The sequence below is a fragment of the Sphingopyxis sp. PET50 genome (assembly GCF_025244705.1).
GTDB lineage: Bacteria > Pseudomonadota > Alphaproteobacteria > Sphingomonadales > Sphingomonadaceae > Sphingopyxis.
In genome coordinates this window covers 3,303,747-3,325,794 of the sequence record NZ_CP104207.1, presented here as the reverse complement: position 1 = coordinate 3,325,794, position 22,048 = coordinate 3,303,747, and the positions used below count along the sequence as shown (strand labels likewise).

The following is a 22,048-nucleotide window of genomic DNA, read 5'->3' as shown; positions in this document are numbered from 1 at the left end:
GGACTGCTGACATGCTGCAACCGAAAAAAACCAAGTTCCGCAAGGCGTTCAAGGGCCGCATCCACGGCAACGCCAAGGGCGGCACCGCGCTGAACTTCGGCTCCTACGGGCTGAAGGCACTGGAACCCGAGCGCATCACCGCGCGCCAGATCGAAGCGGCCCGCCGCGCGATCAGCCGTGCGATCAAGCGTCAGGGCCGCCTCTGGATCCGCATCTTCCCCGACGTCCCCGTGTCGTCGAAGCCCGCCGAAGTCCGCATGGGCAAGGGCAAGGGTTCGCCGGAATTCTGGGCCGCGCGCGTCAAGCCGGGCCGCATCCTGTTCGAACTCGACGGCGTTCCGGGCCCCGTGGCCGCGCTGGCGTTCGAACGCGCCGCGATGAAGCTGCCGATCAAGACCAAGGTCGTTGCCCGCCTCGGCGACACGACCCACCTGGAGGGTTAAGGACATGGCCAAGACCGAAGATTTTAAGGCCAAGACCGACGACCAGCTCGCCGAACAGCTTGGCGAACTGAAGCGCGAGGCGTTCAACCTGCGTTTCCAGGCCGCCACCGGCCAGCTCGAAAAGGCATCGCGCGTCAAGGAAGTGCGGCGCTCGATCGCCCGCATCAAGACGCAGCAGACCGAGCGTGCGCGCTCGGCCGCGAAGTAAGGAGACTGACGATGCCGAAGCGCATATTGACCGGCACCGTGGTGTCCGACAAGGGCGACAAGACCGTCGTGGTGAAAGTGGAGCGCAAGGTGAAGCACCCGCTCTATGGCAAGATCATCCGCCGTTCGAAGAAATATCACGCCCATGATGAGGACAACAGCTTCAAGGCTGGCGAAACCGTCCGCATCGAGGAAACCAAGCCGATTTCGAAGCTGAAGACCTGGAAGGTGCTCGACAAGGTCGACACCCACAGCAAGCTCGGCCACGGCCGCCGCTGCTCCGGTCGAAGGCTGAAGCCAGTTCACGGAACCGCCGGGATTGCCCGGTAGGCCAAGCAAGAAGGAAATGCATCGATGATCCAGATGCAGTCACAATTGGAAGTCGCCGACAACAGCGGCGCGAAGCGCGTCCAGTGCATCAAGGTGCTGGGCGGGTCGAAGCGCCGCGTCGCCGGCGTCGGCGATGTCATCGTCGTGTCAATCAAGGAAGCCCAGCCGCGCGGCAAGGTGAAGAAGGGCGACGTGCATCGCGCCGTCATCGTCCGCACCGCGAAGGATGTGCGCCGCGCCGACGGCTCGGTGATCCGTTTCGACAGCAACGCCGCCGTGCTCGTCAACAAGAATGAGGAGCCGATCGGCACCCGTATCTTCGGCCCCGTCGTCCGCGAACTGCGTGGGCGTGGCTATATGAAGATCATCAGCCTGGCGCCGGAGGTGCTCTGACCATGGCGAACAAGATCAAGAAGGGTGACACCGTCGTCGTCCTGTCCGGCAAGGACAAGGGCAAGACCGGCGAAGTGACGCAGGCGCTGCCGAAGGACGGCAAGCTCGTCGTCGCCGGCGTCAACGTCATCACCCGCCACCGCAAGCCGACCCAGACCAACCCGCAGGGCGGTCTGGAACGCAAGGAAGCGCCGCTCTTCGCGAGCAAGGTCGCGCTTGCCGATCCCAAGACCGGCAAGCCGACGCGCGTCCGCTTTGAAACCAGGGACGGCAAGAAGGTCCGCGTGGCCGTGAAGTCCGGGGAGACGATCAATGGCTGACACCTACACCCCGCGCATGCGCAAGCGCTATGACGATTTGATCGTCAAAGCGATGACCGAGAAATTCGGTTACAAGAATGTGATGGAAGTGCCGAAGATCGAGAAGATCACGCTCAACATGGGCGTCGGCGAAGCCACGCAGGACAAGAAGAAGGTCGAGACCGCGGCGGCCGAAATGGAACTGATCGCCGAGCCAGAAGCCTGTCGTGACCCGCGCGAAGAAGTCGATCGCCCAGTTCAAGCTGCGCGAAGGCATGCCGATCGGCTGCAAGGTCACCCTGCGCCGCGAACGCATGTACGAGTTTCTCGATCGCCTGATCACCATCGCGATGCCGCGTATCCGCGACTTCCGCGGCGTGTCGGCGACCAGCTTCGACGGCCGCGGCAACTATGCCATGGGCCTGAAGGAACAGATCATCTTCCCCGAGATCAACTATGACCGCATCGACACGGTGCGCGGCATGGACGTGATCGTCACCACCACCGCTCGCACCGACGAAGAGGCGCGCGAACTGCTCAAGCTGTTCGGCTTCCCCTTCCCGATCGAAGCGCAGGAAAAGGCAGCCGCCTGATCCCGCAAGGGACGCAGGCAGGCTCTTTCAAGAAGGAAAGAGAACTTAAGTCATGGCGAAACTGAGTTCCGTGAACAAGAATGAGCGTCGCAAGAAGCTGGTGAAGAAATATGCCGGCCGCTATGCGAAGCTGAAGGCGATCGCGGCGGACACGTCGCTCGACGAAGGCGAGCGTCTGATCGCGCGCCTCAAGATGGCGGAAGTACCGCGCAACGGCAATCCGACCCGCATCCGCAACCGCTGCGAGATGACTGGGCGTCCGCGCGCCTATTATCGCAAGTTCCGGCTTTGCCGTATCCAGCTCCGCGATCTGGCCAACAAGGGCCTGATCCCCGGTGTTGTGAAGTCGAGCTGGTAAGGAAGACCAAGATGGCAATGACCGATCCTCTGGGTGATATGCTCACCCGCATCCGCAACGGCCAGCAGGCGAAGAAGGACAGCGTCCTGACTCCCGCCTCGACCCTGCGCGTCCGCGTCCTCGATGTGCTCCAGCGCGAAGGCTATATCCGCGGCTACAGCGAGGAATCGCTGGGCGCGAAGGGCCAGCACAAGGGCATCCGCATCGAGCTCAAATATTTCGAAGGCCAGCCGGCGATCCGCCACGTGGCCCGCGTCTCGAAGCCGGGCCGCCGCGTCTATTCGGGTTCGAAAGAGCTGCCGATCGTGCGCAACGGCCTGGGCATCACCATCGTGTCGACCCCGCGCGGCGTTCTGTCGGATGCCGAGGCCCGCGAGGCTAATGTCGGCGGCGAAGTGCTGGCGGAGGTGTTCTGATGTCGCGTATCGGTAAAAAGGCGGTCGCCATCCCTTCGGGGGTCACGGCCAGCATCGACGGCGGCCTGCTGTCGGTCAAGGGTCCCAAGGGTACCCTGGCCCTCGCGCTCGCCGACGACATCGCCTATGAGGTCAAGGAAGGCGAGATTTCGGTCCAGCCCGCCAATGCCACCAAGCAGGCGCGCGCCTTCTGGGGCATGCAGCGGACCCTGGTCCAGAACCTCGTCACCGGCGTCACCGACGGCTTCACCAAGGTGCTCGAAATCACCGGTGTCGGCTATCGCGCCAACGCCCAGGGCAAGACGCTGAAGCTGCAGCTCGGTTACAGCCACGACGTCGACTTCGACGTGCCCGAGGGCATCGAGATCAAGACGCCGGACAACACGACGATCGAGATCAGCGGCATCGACAAGCAGAAGGTCGGCCAGGTCGCGGCGGAAATCCGCCGCTGGCGCAAGCCGGAGCCCTACAAGGGCAAGGGCATCAAATATCGCGGCGAGTATATCTTCCGCAAAGAAGGCAAGAAGAAGTAAGCCATGGCACATCTTACCCCTTTCCAGAAGCGCCGCCAGCGCGTCCGCACCGCCCTTCGCCAGCGCACCGCCGGGCGTCCGCGCCTGTCGGTGCACCGTTCGGGCCGCCACATCTATGCGCAGCTCATCGATGACGCCGCCGGCAAGACGCTGGCTGCGGCCTCGACGCTCGACAAGGATGGCCGCGGCAAGACCGGCGCCACCACCGCAGCTGCCGCCGATGTCGGCAAGCGCCTCGCCGACGCCGCCAAGAAGGCCGGCGTGACCCAGGTCGTGTTCGACCGCGGCGGTTTCCTGTTCCACGGGCGCATCAAGGCGCTGGCCGACGCGGCTCGCGAAGGCGGATTGGAGTTCTGATTATGGCTGACGAAGTACAGAACGTCGAAGGCGCCCCCGAGGCGGCCCCCACCGAAGGCCAGGCCCCGCGCCGCGGCCGTGGCGGCGGCCGCGATGGCGGCCGTGGCGGACGCGACGGTGGCCGTGGCCGCCGCGACGATCGCCGTCCGCGCGACGAGGATGGCGGCGAAGAGCTGATCGAAAAGCTCGTCCACATCAACCGCGTCTCGAAGACCGTGAAGGGCGGCAAGCGCTTCGGTTTCGCCGCGCTCGTCGTCGTCGGCGACGGCAAGGGCCGCGCCGGTTTCGGTCATGGCAAGGCGCGCGAAGTGCCCGAAGCCATTTCGAAGGCGACCGCCGCCGCGAAGAAGGCGATGATCCGCGTTCCGCTGCGCGACGGCCGCACGCTGCACCATGACGGCCTCGGCCATTTCGGCGCCGGCAAGGTGACCGTCCGCTCGGCGCCCGCCGGTACCGGCATCATCGCCGGTGGCCCGATGCGCGCCGTGTTCGAATCGCTCGGCGTTGCCGACGTGGTGACCAAGTCGAACGGCACCTCGAACCCCTACAACATGATCCGCGCGACCTTCGAGGCGCTGGGCGAGCAGACCAGCCCGAAGTCGGTGGCGCAGCGTCGCGGCAAGAAGGTGTCGGACCTCATCAAACGCGGCGGGGCGTCCGACCGTGCCGCCGAGGCCGAAGCCGCCGCGGTGACGGAGTAAGACCATGGCTGACAAGAAGATCAAGATCCGCCAGATCGGCTCGCCGATCCGTCGTCCCAAGGGCCAGCGCGCCATCCTGACCGGCCTCGGCCTGGGCAAGATGCACCGCGAGGTCGAGTTGGTCGACACCCCGGAAGTGCGCGGCATGATCCGCAAGCTTCCGCACATGGTGGAAGTGATCGAGGGCTAAGGGCCTTGAAGCTCTACCGCTTGTTGACCGGTCCCGACGATGCCGCCTTCTGCGCGCGGGTCGAAGGACTGCTCAACCGGGGGTGGCAGCTTCACGGCAGCCCGTCGATTACCCAGGTCGATGGCCGCGGCTATGTCGCCCAAGCCATCGTGATGGACAAGGCCGGACCCTATCCCGGCTTTCAGCCATCGAGTGAAATCGAACCGGACTAAGCCCCGGTTCCCAGCGCGAACACAGCGAAAGCGAGTGCAACTATGACTATCAAGCTTAACGATCTTCGTGACAATGCCGGTGCCCGCAAGGGCCGGATGCGCGTCGGACGCGGCATCGGCTCGGGCAAGGGCAAGACCGCGGGCCGCGGCCAGAAGGGCCAGAAGGCCCGCAGCGGCGTCGCGATCAACGGCTTCGAGGGCGGCCAGATGCCGCTCCACATGCGCATCCCGAAGCGCGGCTTCAACAATATCTTCGCCAAGGATTACGCCATCGTGAACCTCGGCATGGTCCAGAAGCTGGTCGACGCCAAGAAGCTCGATCCGAAGGCGACCGTCGATCATGCCGCGCTCAAGGCGGCCGGCGTCGCGCGCGGCGGCAAGGACGGCGTCCGCCTCCTCGCCAAGGGCGAACTGACCGCCAAGCTGACCTTCGCGGTCGCCGGGGCGTCGCAGGGCGCGATCGCGGCGGTCGAAAAGGCCGGCGGCAAGGTCGAACTGCCCGCCAAGGCTGAGGAAGCCAAGGCCGAGTAAGACTCTCCCAAGAGGCGGTTCCCGAAGGAACCGCCTCTTGTCATTTGACCGATTATATATCCCGTTCGTGTCGAGCGAAGTCGAGACACCCTTCGGGACGGCGTCAGGTCGAGGGGCATCTCGACTTCAACCAGAAGTTGAAGTTTACCCTGAGCGTCTGCAAAGGCAGTCTAAGGGCTCGATGCGAACGGAAAAAGAACGGACAAAGAAAGCGGCGTTCGGCACGAGCCTGCCGCTTTAACAGGGCCTTTCCCCTTGCGCTTCGGCACCTGCGAACGCACATAGGCGCCGGGTCGCGGGGGGCGCGGTCCGCCACTGAGGAAAGATTTTATGGCCTCTCGCGCCGACCAGCTTGCTTCCAACCTGAACTTCTCGAAATTCGGTCAGGCGACCGAACTCAAGAACCGCATCTGGTTCACGATCGGCGCGCTGATCGTCTTCCGCTTCCTGTCCTTCGTGCCGCTGCCGGGGGTCGATCCCGTCGCGCTGGCGCAGGCCTATCAGCAGGCGGCTTCGGGCGGCGTCCTAGACATCTTCAACACCTTCTCGGGCGGCAGCCTCGAGCGCCTCAGCATCATCGCGCTCGGCGTCATGCCCTATATCACCGCGTCGATCGTGGTGCAGCTCGCCGCGGCGCTGGCCCCCAGCCTCGCTGCGCTCAAGAAAGAGGGCGAAAGCGGGCGCAAGAAGCTCAATCAGTACACGCGCTACGGCACCGTCGTGCTCACCGCGGTCCAGGCCTATTTCCTCGCGCTCACCGCCGAAGCGTCGACGGGGGCGCAGGGCATCACCGTCGTGCTCGACCCGGGCATGTTGTTCCGCATCACCACCGTGATCAGCATCGTCGGCGGCACGCTCTTCCTGATGTGGCTCGGCGAACAGATCACCAGCCGCGGCATCGGCAATGGCGTCTCGCTCATCATCATGGCGGGCATTCTCGCGCAATTGCCGCGCAGCTTCGCGCAGATGTTCAGCCAGGTCCGCGAAGGCTCGATGGGCGGCGGCACCGTCTTCGCCGTGATTCTCGGTGCGATCGTGATCATCGCCTTCATCAGCTTCATGGAACGCGCGCAGCGGCGTGTGCTCGTCCAATATCCGAAACGCGCGACCCAGCGCGGGGTGATGCAGGCCGACCGCAGCCATTTGCCGCTGAAGGTCAACACCGCGGGCGTGATTCCGCCGATCTTCGCCTCGTCGCTGCTGCTGATGCCGCTGACGATCACCCAGTTCATGGGCAATAATGTCCAGAACGACAGCGCGACGGGCAATTTCCTGATCACGCTCAACCAGTATCTCGCGCACGGCCAGCCGCTCTATATGGCGCTCTATGCAGCGGGCATCATCTTCTTCTGTTTCTTCTACGTCGCGGTGGTCTTCAATCCCGAGGAAACCGCCGACAATCTGAAGCGCCAGAACGGCTTCATCCCCGGCATCCGCCCGGGCAAGAACACCGCCGCCTATCTCGACCATGTGCTGACGCGCATCACCGTGATCGGCGCGGCCTATCTGGCGGCGATCTGCCTGGTGCCCGAATATTTCATCGCGCGGTCGGGCCTGCCCTTCCAGCTCGGCGGCACCAGCCTGCTGATCATCGTCAACGTCACGATCGACACGATCAGCCAGATCCAGAGCCACATGCTCGCGCATCAATATGGCGACCTGATCAAGAAGGCGAAATTGAAAGGCGGCGTTGCGCGGCGCTGATACGCCCGCTAGGCCAATCCCGATTCGGTGAACGGGGAACAGGGGCTTTCATGACGCTCAACATCATTTTGCTGGGTCCGCCGGGGGCGGGCAAGGGAACGCAGGCCTCGCGGCTCGAGGACGAGCATGGCATGATCCAGCTGTCGACCGGCGACATGCTGCGCGCCGCGGTCAAGGCGGGCACGCCTACGGGCAAGCAGGCGAAGGCGGTGATGGACGCGGGCGAACTGGTCTCGGACGAGATCGTCTCGGGCCTCATCGGCGAGCGGCTCGACGAACTCGGCCCCGATGTCTCGGTGATCTTCGACGGCTATCCGCGCACCGGGGCGCAGGCCGAATCGCTCGACGAGATTCTCGCCGCGCGCGGGCGCAAGCTCGACCATGTCATCGAACTGCTGGTGCAGGAGGACGCGCTCGTTGACCGCATCACCGGCCGCTTCTCCTGCGCCCAGTGCGGCGAAGGCTATCACGACCGCTACAAGCAGCCCAAGGTCGCCGGGACCTGCGACGTGTGCGGCAGCCACGAGTTCAAGCGCCGCCCCGACGACAATGAGGAAACCGTGCGTACGCGCATGGCCGAATATCGGGCGAAGACCGCGCCGATCCTGCCAATCTACGAAGCGCGCGGCATCGTCACGCATGTCGACGGCATGGCCGACATCGACGTCGTCAACGACGCGATCGAAACGATCCTCAGCGCCGCGACGACCGGCTGAGCTAAGCCCCTCTGAATCGTCATTGCGAGGGGCGTAGCCCCGTGGCAATCCAGAGCGGTAGAACGCCGCCTTGGATTGCTTCGCTAGCTTGCAATGACGGAGCCGTCGGGTGGAAGGGGGATACCGGGCTATGACGTTCAGACATGTTTCCTGCGCCGCGCTGCTTTCGGCTGCTGCGTTCATCGCTGTTCCGGCGAACGCGAAGGTCATCGACCAGAGCGAGCTCGGCTTCACCGTCGCGCACACCGCGCAGGTCGCGGCGGCGCCCGAGGATGTGTGGAAAATGCTCCGCATGCCGCAGAAATGGTGGTCGAAGGACCATAGCTGGTCGGGCGACGCCGCCAATTTCTGGCTCGATTCGCAGGCGGGCGGCTGCTTCTGCGAAAAATTGCCGGGCACGGGGGAGGGCGGTACGACCGGGCAGGGCAGTGTCCAGCACGCCCGCATCCTGTTCGCCAAGCCCGACGAACTGCTCCGCCTGTCGGGCGCCTTCGGTCCGCTGCAGGGCGAGGCGGTCACCGGCACGCTGACGATCCAGATCAAGGCGACTCCGACCGGGGCGGCGATCCGCTTCGACTATGTCGTCGGCGGCTATATGCGCTTCAAGCAGGCCGAGATCGCGCCGGCGGTCGACAAGGTGATCGGCGAACAGCTCGTCGGCCTTGCGAAAGCGCTCGGCGGCAGCCTGCCGCCGACGCGCGACGAGAAGGCGGCGGCCGAAGCCGCGGACGACGAACCGGAGAAGCCGGGGAAGGCCGAGCCCGCCGCGAAGCGCAAGACGGACCTCGACGACGCGGTGTCCGACCTGCTCGCCGACCCGCCGAAACCCGACGACGAGGCGAAGGACGAGGAGGAAGCGCCCGAAGCGCCCTAGGCCTTTGGCTTGCCCTTCAGCGCCGCCAGCGCCGCGAAGGGCCCCGCCTGTTCCTCGCTCAGCACGCCCTTTTCGGCGAGGATGCGGTCCGCGTCCGGATGGCGCGGAAAGGGGTTGAGCGCGAGCGACAGCGTCTGCACCGCCACCTCGCCCAGGTCGACCCGGTCATGCTCGAGCGGCAGCACGTCGATATCCTCGGCGCCCAGCTCGATCTCGGCATCCTCGCCGTCCCCCGGCGGCATCTCGCGCAGAAATTTGAGGTCGAAGGGTTCGGCGATCGTCGCCGGCACCGGCAGGTCGGTCGCGGCGCAGCTTTGTACCAGCTTCGCGCGCACCTCGCCGCGCACGCCGACGCCGCCTGCGACCGCGCGCACGTCGACCGCCGCCTCGAACCGGTCGAGGGCGACGAGGCGCAGCCTTTCAGCGATCGCCGCGCGCGCCGCCGCGCCGGCTTCCAGCGCGACGGTCTTGCTCGGCCCGGCCTCGGCCAGCGTGATGACATGGGAAAATTCGGGCGTGATCATGCCGCGTCCGGCAGATGGTCGGCGGTGATCAGGTCCGCCACCGGCATCGCCGCCAGCGCGCCGCGCAGCCGCGTGACCCCTGCCATCACATGCGCGAGTTCGGCATCGGCGGGGGCGTTGCCGCGCCACAGGTTACGCACCAGCGCGGTGCGCAGCTCGTCCGACCCGTCAGCGGCGCGATAGGCGCCCAGCCGCCCGCCGAGCGCACCGACCATCCGGCCGACCTGCTTGCCGACGACCATGTCGCCGAAACCGATCTGGCGCATCTGGCCGTCCATGTCGGTGACGAACAGCTCGGTCAGCTGGACCCCGGCGAGCGTCTGGTCGGGGTCGGCTTCGATGCGGTGGAGGACGAGCGCCATCATCAGGCTGATCATGTCGAACCGCCCGTCGAGCGTGTCGGGGACGCCGCCCGCCTGGTACCAGTGCGGCGCGCGCGCGGCGGCGACCACTGCGTTCCACAGCGGGCGCCGCGCCTCACGCGGGTCGGGATCGGGTCGGAAGAATTTGCGGAGCGAGATCATCCGCCCCGCTTAGGCTGTTTCAGGCGCGCCGAAAAGGGGCCGCCGATCATCCTGGGTCAAGCTTTGCCGCGCCACAAGCGGCTTGTGCGCCGCGCCTGCTTGGCGCTAAGAGGCGCGGGCAATATGCGCAGACCGCGGGGGCGAGCGGCAGGGCATGCGCAACGGAGACCATTTTGATGCCGCATATCACGACCTATTTTTCGGCCCGCCGGGCGGCCCTGATCCTCGGCGGCATCGCCATGGCGGCCACCGCCGGAGGCTGCGCCCAGCTCAAGGGGCGGCAGGGCTATGTCGCCGACCCGCTGCTGACCGACGCCATCACGCCCGGCGTCGACAACCGCGAATCGGTGGAAAAGACGCTCGGCCGCCCGACCTTCGTCGGCCAGTTCAGCGACAATGAATATTATTATGTCTCGCGCGAGACGCGCCAGCTGGCCTTCGCCACGCCGCGCCCGGTCGCGCAGCAGGTGCTGCGCGTGCGCTTCGACGCCGCGGGCAATGTCGCCGCGGTCGACCGCACCGGTCTCGAACTGGTCAGCAAGATCAATCCCGAAGGCGACAAGACCCCGACGCTGGGCCGCGAGCGCAGCTTCTTCGAGGATATCTTCGGCAATATCGGCGCCGTCGGCGCGCCGGGCGCGGGCGCACCCGGCGGCAACGGTCCGTAATCAAGCCGTCGCCCCCGCGCAGGCGGGGGCAACGCCAATGCGTACTTATTCCGCGATCCCGCCCGCCGCGAGCACCGCCAGCGTCACCAGATCGGACGCGGTCGACGCCATCGTCGCGACCTGCACCGGCTTTTCCATGCCGACGAGCATCGGTCCGATCACCGCGCTGCCGCCGAGTTCGCGCAGCAGCTTCGCCGACAGATTGCCCGACTGCAGCCCCGGCATGACCAGCACATTGGCGGGACCCGACAGGCGGCAGAAGGGATAGTTCGCCATCACCTTGGCGTTCAGCGCGACATCGGGCGACATTTCGCCTTCATATTCGAAGCCCGGTGCCCGCGCGTCGAGGATCGACACCGCCTCGCGAATATTGTCGAGCCACGAACCCGGCGGGTTGCCGAAGGTCGAATAGGAGAGAAAGGCGACGCGCGGTTCGTGCCCCATGCGCCGCGCGACCTGCGCGGTGCGTTCGGCGATGTCGGCGAGCTGCTGCGCCGACGGGCGTTCGTTGACCGTCGTGTCGGCCATGAACACGGTGTGATGCTGGCCGACCAGCACATGGATGCCGAAATTGGTCTGCCCCTCGGCGGGGTCGATCACGCGGCGCACCTCGCGCATCGTCTGCGCATAGGTGCGCGTCGTGCCGGTGATCATCGCATCGCCCAGCCCCAATTGGAGGAGCAGCGAACCGAAGATGTTGCGGTCGCGGTTCACCATCCGCTCGACGTCGCGGCGCAGATAGCCGCGGCGCTGCAGCCGCTCATAGAGCATGTCGACCATCTGCGGCACATGCGGCGAATTGACGCTGTTGTGGATTTCGAAGCTTTCGGGGTCGGGCACGCCCATCTCGCGAAGCTGGTCGTGCAATCCCTCGCGCCCGACGAGCACCGGAATGCCATAGCCGCCGTCGCGGAACTGGATCGCGGCGCGCAGCACCACCTCCTCCTCGCCCTCGGCAAAGACGACGCGCTTCGGATTGGCGCGCGCCGCTTCATAGGCCAGCGTCAGCACCGAGGTCGTCGGGTTGAGCCGCGCCTTCAGGCTGTCGCGATAGGCCGCCATATCCTCGATCGGCTGCTGCGCGACGCCGGTGTCCATCGCCGCCTTGGCGACCGCCGCCGGCACGATTTCCATCAGTCTCGGGTCGAAGGGCGAGGGGATGATATATTCGGGGCCAAAGCTCGACGCCCGCCCGCCATAGGCCGCCGCGACCTCCTCGGGCACCTGCTGGCGCGCGAGGTCGGCAATGGCGTAGGCCGCCGCGATCTTCATCTCCTCGTTGATCGCGGTCGCGCGCACGTCGAGCGCGCCGCGGAAGATGAAGGGGAAGCACAGGACATTGTTGACCTGGTTCGGATAATCCGACCGCCCGGTCGCGATGATCGCGTCGGGCCGCGCCGCGCGCGCGTCGGGGGGCGAGATTTCGGGGTCGGGGTTCGCCATCGCGAAGATGATCGGCGCGGGCTTCATGTCCTTGACCATCTCGGGCTTCAGCGCCCCCGCCGCCGACAGGCCCAGGAACACGTCGGCGCCGACCAGCGCCTCGGTCAGCGTGCGCGCCTCGGTCGGCACCGCGTGCGCCGATTTCCACTGGTCCATGCCCTCGGTGCGGCCTTGCCAGATCGTGCCCTTGCGGTCGCACATGACCACATTTTCGTGCCGCACGCCCATCGCCTTCATCAGCGCGGTGCAGGCGATCGCCGCCGCGCCCGCGCCGTTGACGACGACCTTGACCGTGGAAAGGTCGCGCCCGGTCAGGTGACAGGCGTTGATCAGCCCCGCGGCGGTGATGATCGCGGTGCCATGCTGGTCGTCGTGGAACACCGGAATGTTCATCTTTTCCTTGAGCGCCGCCTCGATGATGAAGCAGTTCGGCGCCGCGATATCCTCGAGGTTGATGCCGCCGAAGCTCGGCCCCATCAGTTCGACCGCTTCGATGAACCGCTGGGGGTCTTCGGTATCGAGTTCGAGGTCGATCGAATCGACGTCGGCGAAGCGCTTGAACAGCACCGCCTTGCCTTCCATCACCGGTTTCGAGGCGAGCGCGCCGAGATTGCCGAGGCCCAGGATCGCGGTGCCGTTGGAGATGACGGCGACGAGGTTGCCCTTGACCGTATAGTCATAGGCGGTCGCGGGATCCTCGGCGATCGCGCGCACCGGCACCGCGACGCCGGGCGAATAGGCGAGTGACAGGTCGCGCTGCGTCGCCATCGGTTTCGACGCGATGATCTCGATTTTCCCCGGGCGCCCATATTCGTGGTAGAGCAGGGCCTCGCGATCCGAAAATTGTATCTTGCTGCCGCTGTCCATTGATTTGTCCCCTCAGTTCGATTCCACAGACGCGCGCCCATTGCGCTGATCCCTAGCGTCACCCTGCGGCGATTGGTACCGCCAATGTTGGGCAATCTGACGTCCGAGTCAGCTTTTGACCGTCGGCTCGCCACATTTGGTCATCGCTCCGGACTTGATCCGTGGCCTTCTTCTTCGGCGTCAGCGAAATATATTTCACGCAAAGGCGCAAAGGCACGAAGAGGCGAGCCTGCGACCGCAAGGTCGCCTTTCCATCATCGGTGCGTCATGCCGCAGCGTCGAAGGAAGAAGCCGCTTCACGGTCAGCGCTACATCTTCGTGCCTTTGCGTGAAACAAAATAGCCGGACCTCTCGGCATCGCGCTAGCGGGACGTCAGCAGACGACCGGTAGCGGACGTTGTCGGCGGCCGCTAAGACCGTTGACTATGAAACCCACCGAAGCCTTTCCCGCTTTCGCTAACTCGCTAACCGGCTTGCCAATCAGCCACATCTGGCGTGGACATGGTTCGGCGATTTTTATCGAGTGTGGCAAACTGACTCCCGTCACCAAGCGGGACGGCTCGGCTAAGCAATCCCCACGGCGAAGTATCATTCGGAGTCGAATGGAGTTGGCGTATCGAGGATCGAACCGCCATCAGATGTGGGAGCTGGAGCGAACAAGAGTTATGGGAACCCGCGCTCAATATGTTGCGTGATGCGCGAATTGCGCGATGTGATCTATTTGGTATCCTGCCCGAAGTCGCGATCACGACCGACAACGATATGCGATTTCTCTCGTTCTCAACGACCGATGGCCAGCCGCGATGGCATTTCGTTGATCGGCGTGACGGCCTGTCTTGCTGGTTTACCGTGCGCGAGGGACAACTGCACCTCGGCAACGGGAGCGAGCGGTCGTTCTGAACATCCGCTCTCCACCCCATTTCAGTCGTTCGCTATCGTCGCCGATGTGATGACGGATAACGGGTGGGAGCAGTCTCCATATCCTCCCTGTGGCGCAGCCATGGGAAGGTGGCAGTGGCGCGGCCGCTGACGGCGGGGCAAGAATGCGACGTTGCTGGCCCCTCCACCATTCGCTTCGCGAACGGTCCCCCTCCCCGTCGCTTCGCGACAGGGAGGATTTCTAAGCGCCGCCTCCCACGCCAAAGCCGACATTCGCCACCCGCAGCTTGCCATGTGCCCCCCAATCACTAAGCAGGGCGCGATGTCCGCGACCGCCGCCCTTCCGGCCAACAGGCCTTCCGCCCCCACGCCGATGATGGCGCAATATTGGGCGCTCAAGGAAAAGGCGGGCGACTGCCTGCTCTTCTATCGCATGGGCGACTTCTTCGAGCTCTTCTTCGACGACGCCAAGGCCGCGGCGGCGACGCTCGATATCGCGCTCACCGCGCGCGGCGAACATGGCGGCGAGCCGGTGCCGATGTGCGGCGTGCCCGTCCATGCCGCCGAATCCTATCTCGCGCGGCTGATCAGGGCGGGACACCGCGTCGCCATCGCCGAACAGGTCGAAAGCCCCGCCGAGGCCAAGGCGCGCGGCGGGTCGAAGGCGCTCGTCCAGCGCGCCATCGTGCGCTTCGTCACAGCGGGCACGCTGACCGAGGAAAGCCTGCTCGAAGGGCGCAGCGCCAACCGGCTCGCCGCACTGGCCGAGGTCGGCAGCGAGGGCGAGGTCGCGATCGCCGCCGCCGACATCTCGACCGGGCGGTTCGAGGTCGTCGCGGTGCCGCGCGAGGCGGTTGATGCCGAACTTGCGCGCCTCGTGCCGTCCGAACTGCTGGTCAGCGAAGGGCTGGGCGATTTGCCGGCGTGGAGCGTGCGCCAGGTCGTGCGCCGCCCGCAGGGCGATTTCTCCAGCGCCGCCGGACAGAAGCGCCTCGAAGCCCTGTTCGGCGTCCAGACCCTCGACGGCTTCGGCCAGTTCAGCCGCGGCGAGATCGCCGCCATGGGCGCCATTGCCGCCTATCTCGACCATGTCGGCACCGGCGCCGGCGTCTTCCTCCAGCCGCCGGTCCGCCATCTTGCCTCGGGCCGCATGGCGATCGACGCCGCGACGCGCGAAAGCCTCGAACTCGTGCGCACCATGGCGGGCAGCCGCGACGGCAGCCTGCTCGGCACCATCGACCGCACCGTCACCGCCGCGGGCGCGCGGCTGCTCGCCGACGATCTCGCGAGCCCGCTCACCGACAAGGGCGCGATCCTCGACCGGCTCGACCTCGTCGATTCGCTCGCGCGCGATGCGCTGTGGCGCGGCGAACTGCGCGCCGAGCTGCGCGCGCTCCCCGATGCCGGGCGCGCGCTCGGGCGCCTCGTCGCGGGGCGCGGAGGGCCGCGCGACCTTGCCCAGCTTCGCGACGCGCTCGGCGGCGCGCGCATCCTGCGCGAACGGCTCGGACGCCGCGCCGACCTGCCGCCCTTGCTGGCGCGCCTGCTCCCCGGCCTCGACGGCCATGGCGCGCTCGTCGACGAACTGTCGCGGGCCCTGATCGAGACCCCGCCGGTCGATGCCGCGCAGGGCGGCTATATCGCCGAAGGCTACGACCATGCGCTCGACGCGCTGCGCGAAACCGCGCGCGACGGGCGCAAGGCGATCGCCGCGCTCGAAGCCGACTATCGCGACCGCACCGGCATCGCCTCGCTCAAGATCCGCCACAATGGCGTGCTCGGCTATCATGTCGAGGTGCCCGCGAAGCATGCCGACGCGCTGATGCTGCCCGAATCGGGCTTCACCCACCGCCAGACGCTCGCCGGGGTGGTGCGCTTCAACTCCTCCGACCTGCACGAAGCCGCGGGCCGCGTCACACAGGCGGGCGTCCACGCCGTCGCCGCCGAGGCCGCGCATCTGGAGGCGCTGACCGATGCCGCCGTCGCGCGGCGCGAGGCGATCGCCGCGTCGTGCGACGTGCTCGCGCGCCTCGACGTCGCGGCGGCGCTCGCCGACCATGCAATGAGCCACAATTGGTGCCGCCCCGACCTCGCCGACGCGCCGTGCCTCGACGTGACCGGCGGCCGCCACCCGGTGGTCGAGGCGGCGCTCGCAAAGGCGGGCGAACGTTTCGTTCCCAACGATGTGTCGCTGTCGGAGACCGACCGGCTGTGGCTCGTCACCGGCCCCAACATGGGCGGCAAATCGACCTTCCTGCGCCAGAACGCGCTGATCGTCGTCCTCGCGCAGGCGGGCGGTTTCGTCCCCGCCGCCGCGGCGCGGCTCGGGCTCGTCGACCGGCTGTTCAGCCGCGTCGGCGCCAGCGACAATCTGGCGCGCGGGCGTTCGACCTTCATGGTCGAAATGGTCGAAACCGCCGCGATCCTCGCGCAGGCGACCCCGCAGAGCTTCGTCATCCTCGACGAGGTCGGGCGCGGCACCTCGACCTATGACGGGCTCGCACTCGCCTGGGCGGTTGTCGAGGCGGTGCACGAGGTGAACCGCTGCCGCTGCCTGTTCGCGACCCACTATCACGAACTCACGCGGCTCGCCGAAAGCCTCGATGCGCTGTCGCTCCACCATGTCCGCGCGCGCGAATGGCAGGGCGACCTCGTCCTCCTCCACGAGCTCGCCGACGGCCCCGCCGACCGCAGCTACGGCCTCGCGGTCGCGCGCCTCGCGGGCGTCCCGCCCAAGGTGGTGAAACGCGCCGAAGCGGTGCTCGCCAAGCTCGAAGCCGGGCGCCAGGCCACCGGCGGCCTCGCCGCGGGGCTCGACGACCTGCCGCTGTTCGCCGCCACGCTCGCCGCCGAACCCGCGCCCGCGAAGGACGCGCTGCGCGAAGCGCTCGCCGCCCTAGATCCCGACGCGCTCACCCCGCGCGAGGCGCTCGACGCGCTCTACCGATTGAAAGCGGTCGAGGGCGAGGGATGAGCGATATCTTCGCCCATCTCGACGACCGCCGCGCGATCATCGACCGCCGCGCGCTAGCCGAACGGCTCGAAGCCGTCGCGACCGAGACGGGCGATCCGGGCAAGCGCCGCCGCGCGCTCGTCGACCTGCTCAAGGGCGCGCTCGAACAGGGCCGGGCCGAGATCGGCCGCCGCCTGCTCGCCAAGCCGTCGGACGGACTGGTCGCGGCGCAGGCGACCGCCTTCCTGATCGACCAGATCATCCGCCTCTCGTACGACTTCACCGTCGATCATCTTTATCCCGCGGGCAATCGCTCGGCGGGGGAGCGCATCACGATCATCGCGGTCGGCGGGTACGGCCGCGCCGAAATGGCGCCGTTCAGCGACATCGACATCGGCTTTCTGACCCCGTTCAAGCAGACGAGCTGGACCGAACAGGTGATCGAGGCGCAGCTCTATACCTTGTGGGACCTCGGGCTGAAGGTCGGGCACAGCAGCCGCTCGCTCGACGAGATGGTCCGCGCCGCGAAGGACGATCTCACCATCCGCACCGCGCTGCTCGAAGGGCGCTTCATCTGGGGCGACCGTACCCTCTACGACCAGGCGTCGGCGCGCTTCGATGCCGAGGTCGTCGCGGGCAATGCGCGCGCCTTCGTAGCAGAAAAGCTCGCCGAACGCGACGAGCGACACAAGCGCATGGGCGATTCGCGCTACGTCGTCGAACCCAATGTGAAGGAAGGCAAGGGCGGCCTCCGCGACCTCCACACGCTGTTCTGGATCGGCAAGTTCATCCACCGCGTGCGCACCGTGCCCGAGCTGGTCGGCGCCGGCCTGCTCTCGACCCGCGAGCTTCGGCAATTCGCGCGCGCCGAGAATTTCCTGCTCGCGGTGCGCTGCCACCTCCACACGCTGGCGGGCCGCGCCGAGGACCGGCTGACCTTCGATTTCCAGCGCGAGATCGCGGCGCGCATGCATTTCGCCGACCGCCCGGGCAAAAGCTCGGTCGAGCGCTTCATGCAGCTCTATTTCCTCCATGTGAAAAGCGTCGGCGACGTCACCGGCACTTTCCTCGCGCATCTCGACGACCAGATGGCGGCGCGCGGGCGGCGCTTCCTGCCGACGATCCGGCGGCGGCCCGGCAAGCTCCACGGCTTCGTCCTCGACCGCGGCCGGCTCGCGCTGCCGTCGGACGATTTTTTCCAGCGCGACCCGGTACGCCTCATCGAAATCTTTGCGCTCGCCGACAAGCACGGTCTCGAAATCCACCCGCTCGCGATGCGCCAGGCGCGCCACGACGCGAAACTGATCGAGACGCAGGGGGTGCGCCGCCAGCCGCGCGCCAACGAACTGTTCCTCGACGTGCTCACCTCGCCGCGCGATCCCGAAACCGTGCTGCGCTGGATGAACGAGGCCGGGGTGTTCGGACGCTTCGTGCCCGATTTCGGCCGCGTCGTCGCGCAGATGCAGTTCGACATGTATCATCACTACACCGTCGATGAGCACACCATCCGCGCCATCGGCCTCCTCTCGGATATCGAGCAGGACCGGCTGAAGGACGATCATCCGCTGTCGACCGCGATCATGGGCCAGATTCATTCGCGCCGGGTCATCTATGTCGCGGTGCTGCTGCACGACATCGCCAAGGGCCGCGGCGGCGACCACAGCGTGCTTGGCGCCGAACTCGCGCTGCGCGTCTGCCCGCGGCTGGGGCTCAGCGCGGCGGAGACCGAGACCGTCTCGTGGCTCGTGCGCTATCACCTCCTCATGTCGGCGACCGCCTTCAAGCGCGACCTCGCCGATTTCAAGACGATCCTCGACTTCGCCCAGATCGTGCAGAGCCCCGAGCGCCTGCGCCTGCTCCTCGTGCTCACCGTCGTCGACATCCGCGCCGTCGGCCCCGGCGTATGGAACAGCTGGAAACGGCAATTGCTCACCGAACTCTTCGACGCGGCCGAGGAGGTGCTCCGCCTCGGCCACAAGCAGAAGAACCGCGAGGCGCGGATCGCTGCGAAGAAAGAGGATGCGCAGGCGCTGCTCGGCCTCGACGAGAAGGCGTTCACCCGGCTCGCGCAGCGCCTCCCCGAAAGCTACTGGATCGCCGAACCGGTCGAGGTCATCGCCGCCAACCTCACCCATATGCAGGCCGCGGGCACCAGCCCGCTCCACATCGCCGCGGTGCCCGACGACGATCGCGGCGCGACGCTCGTCATGGTGCTCGCCGCCGACCACCCCGGGCTTTTCTATCGCATCGCCGGCGGCATCCACCTGGCCGGCGGCAACATCATCGACGCGCGCATCCACACGACGCGCGACGGGCTCGCGCTCGACAATTTCCTCGTCCAGGACCCGCTCGGCCAGCCCTTCGCGGAGGCGGGCCAGATCGGCCGGCTGACCCGCGCGATCGAGGACGCGCTCGCCAACCGCCAGAAATTGTTGCCCAAGCTCGAGGCGCGCGCCCTCCCCCGCACGCGCGCCGAGGCCTTCCGCATCGCCCCCAGCGTCTTCATCGACAACAAGGCGTCGAACCGCTTCACCGTGATCGAAGTCAACGCGCAGGACCGCCCCGCGCTCCTCAACCAGCTCGCCTATGCGCTCTTCCAGTCGAAGGTGACGGTGCATTCGGCGCACGTCGCCACCTATGGCGAACGCGCGGTCGACACCTTCTATGTGACCGACCTGCTCGGCGACAAGATCGACAGCGCGTCGCGGGTGAAGTCGCTGGAGAAGCGGCTGCTGGAGGCGGCGGGGAGCCGCAGCGAGGAGGCGGTGGCAGCCTAGAGCGGCCCTCCCGTCGCCCGGGTCTCACCCGGTATAGCGCGCCTCCATCAGGTCGATCTCGCGCACCAGCTTGCGCGCCGCTTCGCTCCCCAGCGTCCCGCTGCGCGCCATGCCGAATATCGCATCGCGTTCAGCCTTGAGCGCGGCCAGCCGAAGGTCGCGTTCGATGCGCTCGATCCTCGCGGTCGCCGCGCGGGCTTCCACGCCGCCCTCGCGGCTCTCGATCCGTTGCCGGTAGAGGTCCATGATCCGCGCCGCCGCGGTGACATAAAGGTCGGCGTCGGCCTTGCCTTCGGCCATGCCGTGCCCGTCGCGCTCGATCGCGGCGATCGCCGCCTCGGCGGCGGCCACGCGGGCCTTGTCCTCTTCGGCAAGGTAGGAGGGTTCGGGCGGCATCTCGAGTCCGCGCAGCAGCAGCGGAAGGCCGAGGCTTGCCGCGATGAGCGACAGGATGATCACGCCCATGGCGAGGAAGATGGCGAGATCGCGCGCCGGAAAGGCGCTGCCGTCGGTCATGGCGAGCGGCAGCGTCAGCACGCCGGCGAGCGTGATCGCGCCGCGCACGCCGGCAAGGACATCGCTCCCACGATCCGCCAGTTCGGCGTCGTCCGCCAGTCGCCGGCCCGGAACAGGGTGAGGCGGAACGACACCCATACCCAGAGGAAGCGCAGTGCCGCGAGGCCCAAGCTGATGGCCAGGATATAGATGCCGAGCCACCAGGGCTCGTGATGGCCCGTCAGCCGCACCGTTTCGGCGGCGCCTGAGAGGATCGCGGGAAGCTGCTCTCCCAGCAGGACGAAGATGATGCCGTTGGCGGCGAACTGGATCGTGTCCCACACCGTATTGCGCCGGATCCGGGTCGCCCCGGCGATGTCGCCGGTGGTCTCCACGAACCCCATCGTCAGCCCGGCGGCGACCGCGGCCAGGATGCCCGAACAATGGAGATGTTCGGCGGCGAGATAGGAGCCGAAGGGGATGAGCAGGCTGATCAGGATCTGCGCCCCGCCATCCTCGCCATAATGGCGCGAAACCCAGCTTTTGGCGCGCGACACCGCCCAGGTCACGCCGACGCCGACCGCGATGCCGCCCAGCGCGACCCACAGGAAGTTGAGCGCGGCGTCCTGAATCGAGAAGGTGCCGGTGAGCGCCGCCGCGATCGCGAAGCGCAGGCAGACGAGGCCCGACGCGTCGTTGAGCAGCGATTCGCCCTCCAGAATGTGCATCATCCGCTTCGGGATCGGCACGCGCTGCGCGATCGCCGACACCGCAATCGGATCGGTCGGCGACACCACCGCGGCGAGCGCGAAGGCGATGGCAAGCGGCATCGACGGGATCATCCAGTGGATGAACAAACCCATGCCGACGACGGTGAAGACGACCAGCCCGAGCGCGAGCTCGAGCACGGTCTTGCCGTCCTTGAACAATTCCTCGCGCGGGATGCGCCAGCCGTCGAGGAAGAGCAGCGGCGGCAGGAACAGCAGAAAGAAGATTTCGGGGTCGAGCGTCACGCGCCAGTCGGCGACCAGACCGATCGCCGCGCCCAGCGCGATCTGGAACAGCGGGCGCGGCAACGGCAGCGGAATCACCCGCGACACGATGCCGCTCACGATGACCGCGAGCAGCAGCAGCAGGATGATGGTGATGCTTTCCAAGGCGCGTATCCGGATGAAGGAGCGGAGCGGGCGAGATGTCCCCTTGAAGGACCTTGACCGTCCAGGTCAACCCGCCACCGTGGGTGAAGCGCGTCGATGGCCCCTCCCGCAGGCGGGAGGGGCAGCGAGACTTACGAGCTTGCTCGTTAGTCGCAGCGGGGTGGGCAAGGCCGACCGTTCGGAAGCGAGCCTGTGGCTTCGCTGCCCACCCTCGACCCCTCCCGCCTGCGGGAGGGGAGATTTGGCAGCACGCGCGAGAGCGGCGTGCCCGAAATCCGAACCGACCTGATATCTGCCCAAGGCTTTGCTTCCCTCCGCCAGGCTGCGCCGCTAAGGCGCATCCATGCAGGATGGCATGACAGGCGCGGTGGCATCGGAGTCGGCAGCGACGCCGGTTGACGGCTTCGTCCCCGAATCTCCTTCGCCCGTCGCCCTCCCCGCCAGCGCGTGGGAGGCGATGTTCCGCGGCGCGCGCGGCCGTTGCCCGCGATGCGGCGAGGCAAAGCTGTTCCGGCGCTATCTGAAACCGGTGGCGCATTGCCCGTCCTGCGCGCAGGACTGGACGCACCAGCAGGCCGACGATTTTCCGGCCTATGTGTCGATCCTGCTGACCGGCCATATCATGGCGCCGGTCATCATCGCGCTGATCAAGGACGCCCGGCTTTCGACCGCCGCCGCCGCCGCCATCATCCTGCCGATGATGATCGGCCTGATGATCGCCCTGCTCCAGCTGCGGCCAAGGGAGCGATCATCGCGGTCCAATGGTGGTTCGGCATGCACGGCTTCGAAAAGGAACGGCCGCCGTACGGCTCGGCCTAGAATCTGTCCTGGGAACAGGCTCTGGCGCATGGTGACGCCGGTTCGACCCTTTGGCATTGTTGCGAGGTGTGCGGCGGCGAAGCGA

23 protein-coding genes and 3 pseudogenes are annotated in these 22,048 nt (G+C 66.9%); 21 read left to right on the top strand and 5 right to left on the bottom strand.

Features of this window, described 5'->3' with window-relative positions; all coding sequences use genetic code 11:
- Positions 1-11 precede the first annotated feature (11 nt).
- From rplP to N0A20_RS17505, 17 genes and pseudogenes are all read left to right on the top strand, one after another.
- Positions 12-443 (top strand): 50S ribosomal protein L16, encoded by a 432-nt coding sequence (gene rplP / locus N0A20_RS17585; RefSeq protein ID WP_260581620.1) that lies wholly within the window; start codon positions 12-14, stop codon positions 441-443.
- Between the two features lie 4 nt (positions 444-447).
- Entirely contained in the window at positions 448-651 is a 204-nt protein-coding gene (gene rpmC, locus N0A20_RS17580; protein WP_037556372.1) for a 50S ribosomal protein L29, read from the top strand.
- An 11-nt stretch (positions 652-662) separates the two neighbouring features.
- Positions 663-980 carry a 30S ribosomal protein S17 gene (gene rpsQ / locus N0A20_RS17575; protein ID WP_260581619.1) on the top strand — a complete coding sequence of 106 codons (318 nt, stop codon included), beginning with the start codon at positions 663-665 and terminating at the stop codon, positions 978-980.
- Positions 981-1,004: 24 nt separating this feature from the next.
- Positions 1,005-1,373, top strand: a complete 369-nt coding sequence (gene rplN, locus N0A20_RS17570; RefSeq protein ID WP_056341829.1) for a 50S ribosomal protein L14 — start codon at positions 1,005-1,007, stop codon at positions 1,371-1,373.
- A 2-nt stretch (positions 1,374-1,375) separates the two neighbouring features.
- Positions 1,376-1,693 (top strand): 50S ribosomal protein L24, encoded by a 318-nt coding sequence (gene rplX, locus N0A20_RS17565; RefSeq protein WP_260581617.1) that lies wholly within the window; start codon positions 1,376-1,378, stop codon positions 1,691-1,693.
- A pseudogene (rplE, locus tag N0A20_RS17560) lies at positions 1,686-2,265 on the top strand (50S ribosomal protein L5). The gene rplX and the pseudogene rplE overlap by 8 nt, the downstream one beginning before the upstream one ends.
- 52 nt (positions 2,266-2,317) lie before the next feature.
- Positions 2,318-2,623: a 30S ribosomal protein S14 gene (rpsN, locus tag N0A20_RS17555; RefSeq protein ID WP_058806659.1), complete on the top strand. Its 306-nt coding sequence runs from the start codon at positions 2,318-2,320 to the stop codon at positions 2,621-2,623.
- 11 nt (positions 2,624-2,634) lie between these two features.
- Positions 2,635-3,039: a 30S ribosomal protein S8 gene (gene rpsH / locus N0A20_RS17550; protein ID WP_260581616.1), complete on the top strand. Its 405-nt coding sequence runs from the start codon at positions 2,635-2,637 to the stop codon at positions 3,037-3,039.
- Positions 3,039-3,572: a 50S ribosomal protein L6 gene (gene rplF / locus N0A20_RS17545; RefSeq protein ID WP_260581615.1), complete on the top strand. Its 534-nt coding sequence runs from the start codon at positions 3,039-3,041 to the stop codon at positions 3,570-3,572. The genes rpsH and rplF overlap by 1 nt, the downstream gene beginning before the upstream one ends.
- 3 nt (positions 3,573-3,575) lie before the next feature.
- Positions 3,576-3,929, top strand: coding sequence for a 50S ribosomal protein L18 (rplR, locus tag N0A20_RS17540; protein WP_260581614.1), 354 nt, complete (start codon positions 3,576-3,578; stop codon positions 3,927-3,929).
- 2 nt (positions 3,930-3,931) lie between these two features.
- Entirely contained in the window at positions 3,932-4,630 is a 699-nt protein-coding gene (gene rpsE, locus N0A20_RS17535; RefSeq protein ID WP_260581613.1) for a 30S ribosomal protein S5, read from the top strand.
- Between the two features lie 4 nt (positions 4,631-4,634).
- Positions 4,635-4,820: a 50S ribosomal protein L30 gene (gene rpmD, locus N0A20_RS17530; protein WP_237835816.1), complete on the top strand. Its 186-nt coding sequence runs from the start codon at positions 4,635-4,637 to the stop codon at positions 4,818-4,820.
- A 5-nt stretch (positions 4,821-4,825) separates the two neighbouring features.
- Positions 4,826-5,032, top strand: a complete 207-nt coding sequence (locus N0A20_RS17525) for a DUF1737 domain-containing protein (RefSeq protein WP_260581612.1) — start codon at positions 4,826-4,828, stop codon at positions 5,030-5,032.
- 42 nt (positions 5,033-5,074) lie between these two features.
- Complete coding sequence (gene rplO / locus N0A20_RS17520; protein ID WP_260581611.1) at positions 5,075-5,563, top strand: 50S ribosomal protein L15; 489 nt, start codon at positions 5,075-5,077, stop codon at positions 5,561-5,563.
- Between the two features lie 330 nt (positions 5,564-5,893).
- A complete protein-coding gene (gene secY, locus N0A20_RS17515; RefSeq protein ID WP_260581610.1) occupies positions 5,894-7,267 on the top strand; it encodes a preprotein translocase subunit SecY in 1,374 nt (457 codons plus the stop codon).
- 50 nt (positions 7,268-7,317) lie between these two features.
- Positions 7,318-7,983, top strand: a complete 666-nt coding sequence (locus N0A20_RS17510; RefSeq protein WP_260581609.1) for an adenylate kinase — start codon at positions 7,318-7,320, stop codon at positions 7,981-7,983.
- A gap of 130 nt (positions 7,984-8,113) precedes the next feature.
- Complete coding sequence (locus tag N0A20_RS17505; protein WP_260581608.1) at positions 8,114-8,857, top strand: hypothetical protein; 744 nt, start codon at positions 8,114-8,116, stop codon at positions 8,855-8,857.
- Here the strand turns inward: N0A20_RS17505 and N0A20_RS17500 are convergent.
- Together N0A20_RS17500 and N0A20_RS17495 are read right to left on the bottom strand one after the other, a co-directional pair.
- Positions 8,854-9,381: a YceD family protein gene (locus N0A20_RS17500; protein WP_260581607.1), complete on the bottom strand. Its 528-nt coding sequence runs from the start codon at positions 9,379-9,381 to the stop codon at positions 8,854-8,856. The two genes, N0A20_RS17505 and N0A20_RS17500, sit on opposite strands and share 4 nt — an antisense overlap.
- Positions 9,378-9,905, bottom strand: coding sequence for a ubiquinol-cytochrome C chaperone family protein (locus N0A20_RS17495; RefSeq protein WP_260581606.1), 528 nt, complete (start codon positions 9,903-9,905; stop codon positions 9,378-9,380). The genes N0A20_RS17500 and N0A20_RS17495 overlap by 4 nt, the downstream gene beginning before the upstream one ends.
- A gap of 176 nt (positions 9,906-10,081) precedes the next feature.
- Here N0A20_RS17495 and N0A20_RS17490 point away from each other — a divergent pair, with 176 nt between their 5' ends.
- Positions 10,082-10,573, top strand: coding sequence for an outer membrane protein assembly factor BamE (locus N0A20_RS17490; protein ID WP_260581605.1), 492 nt, complete (start codon positions 10,082-10,084; stop codon positions 10,571-10,573).
- Positions 10,574-10,618: 45 nt separating this feature from the next.
- Here N0A20_RS17490 and N0A20_RS17485 read toward each other — a convergent pair whose 3' ends face one another.
- Positions 10,619-12,883 carry an NADP-dependent malic enzyme gene (locus N0A20_RS17485; RefSeq protein ID WP_260581604.1) on the bottom strand — a complete coding sequence of 755 codons (2,265 nt, stop codon included), beginning with the start codon at positions 12,881-12,883 and terminating at the stop codon, positions 10,619-10,621.
- Between the two features lie 1,201 nt (positions 12,884-14,084).
- Here N0A20_RS17485 and mutS point away from each other — a divergent pair.
- Together mutS and N0A20_RS17475 are read left to right on the top strand one after the other, a co-directional pair.
- On the top strand, positions 14,085-16,736 hold the full coding sequence (gene mutS / locus N0A20_RS17480; protein WP_260581603.1) for a DNA mismatch repair protein MutS: 2,652 nt from the start codon (positions 14,085-14,087) through the stop codon (positions 16,734-16,736).
- Positions 16,733-19,492 (top strand): [protein-PII] uridylyltransferase, encoded by a 2,760-nt coding sequence (locus N0A20_RS17475; protein WP_260581602.1) that lies wholly within the window; start codon positions 16,733-16,735, stop codon positions 19,490-19,492. The genes mutS and N0A20_RS17475 overlap by 4 nt, the downstream gene beginning before the upstream one ends.
- A gap of 24 nt (positions 19,493-19,516) precedes the next feature.
- Here the strand turns inward: N0A20_RS17475 and N0A20_RS17470 are convergent.
- Positions 19,517-21,144: pseudogene (locus N0A20_RS17470) on the bottom strand (Na+/H+ antiporter).
- A gap of 343 nt (positions 21,145-21,487) precedes the next feature.
- On the opposite strand from N0A20_RS17470, the pseudogene N0A20_RS20295 reads away from it, so the two are divergent.
- Positions 21,488-21,814 (top strand): annotated as a pseudogene (locus N0A20_RS20295) (DUF983 domain-containing protein); the annotation flags it as partial.
- Here the strand turns inward: N0A20_RS20295 and N0A20_RS20290 are convergent.
- A complete protein-coding gene (locus tag N0A20_RS20290) occupies positions 21,736-21,906 on the bottom strand; it encodes a hypothetical protein (RefSeq protein WP_312846667.1) in 171 nt (56 codons plus the stop codon). The pseudogene N0A20_RS20295 and the gene N0A20_RS20290 sit on opposite strands and share 79 nt — an antisense overlap.
- Between the last annotated feature and the right edge of the window lie 142 nt (positions 21,907-22,048).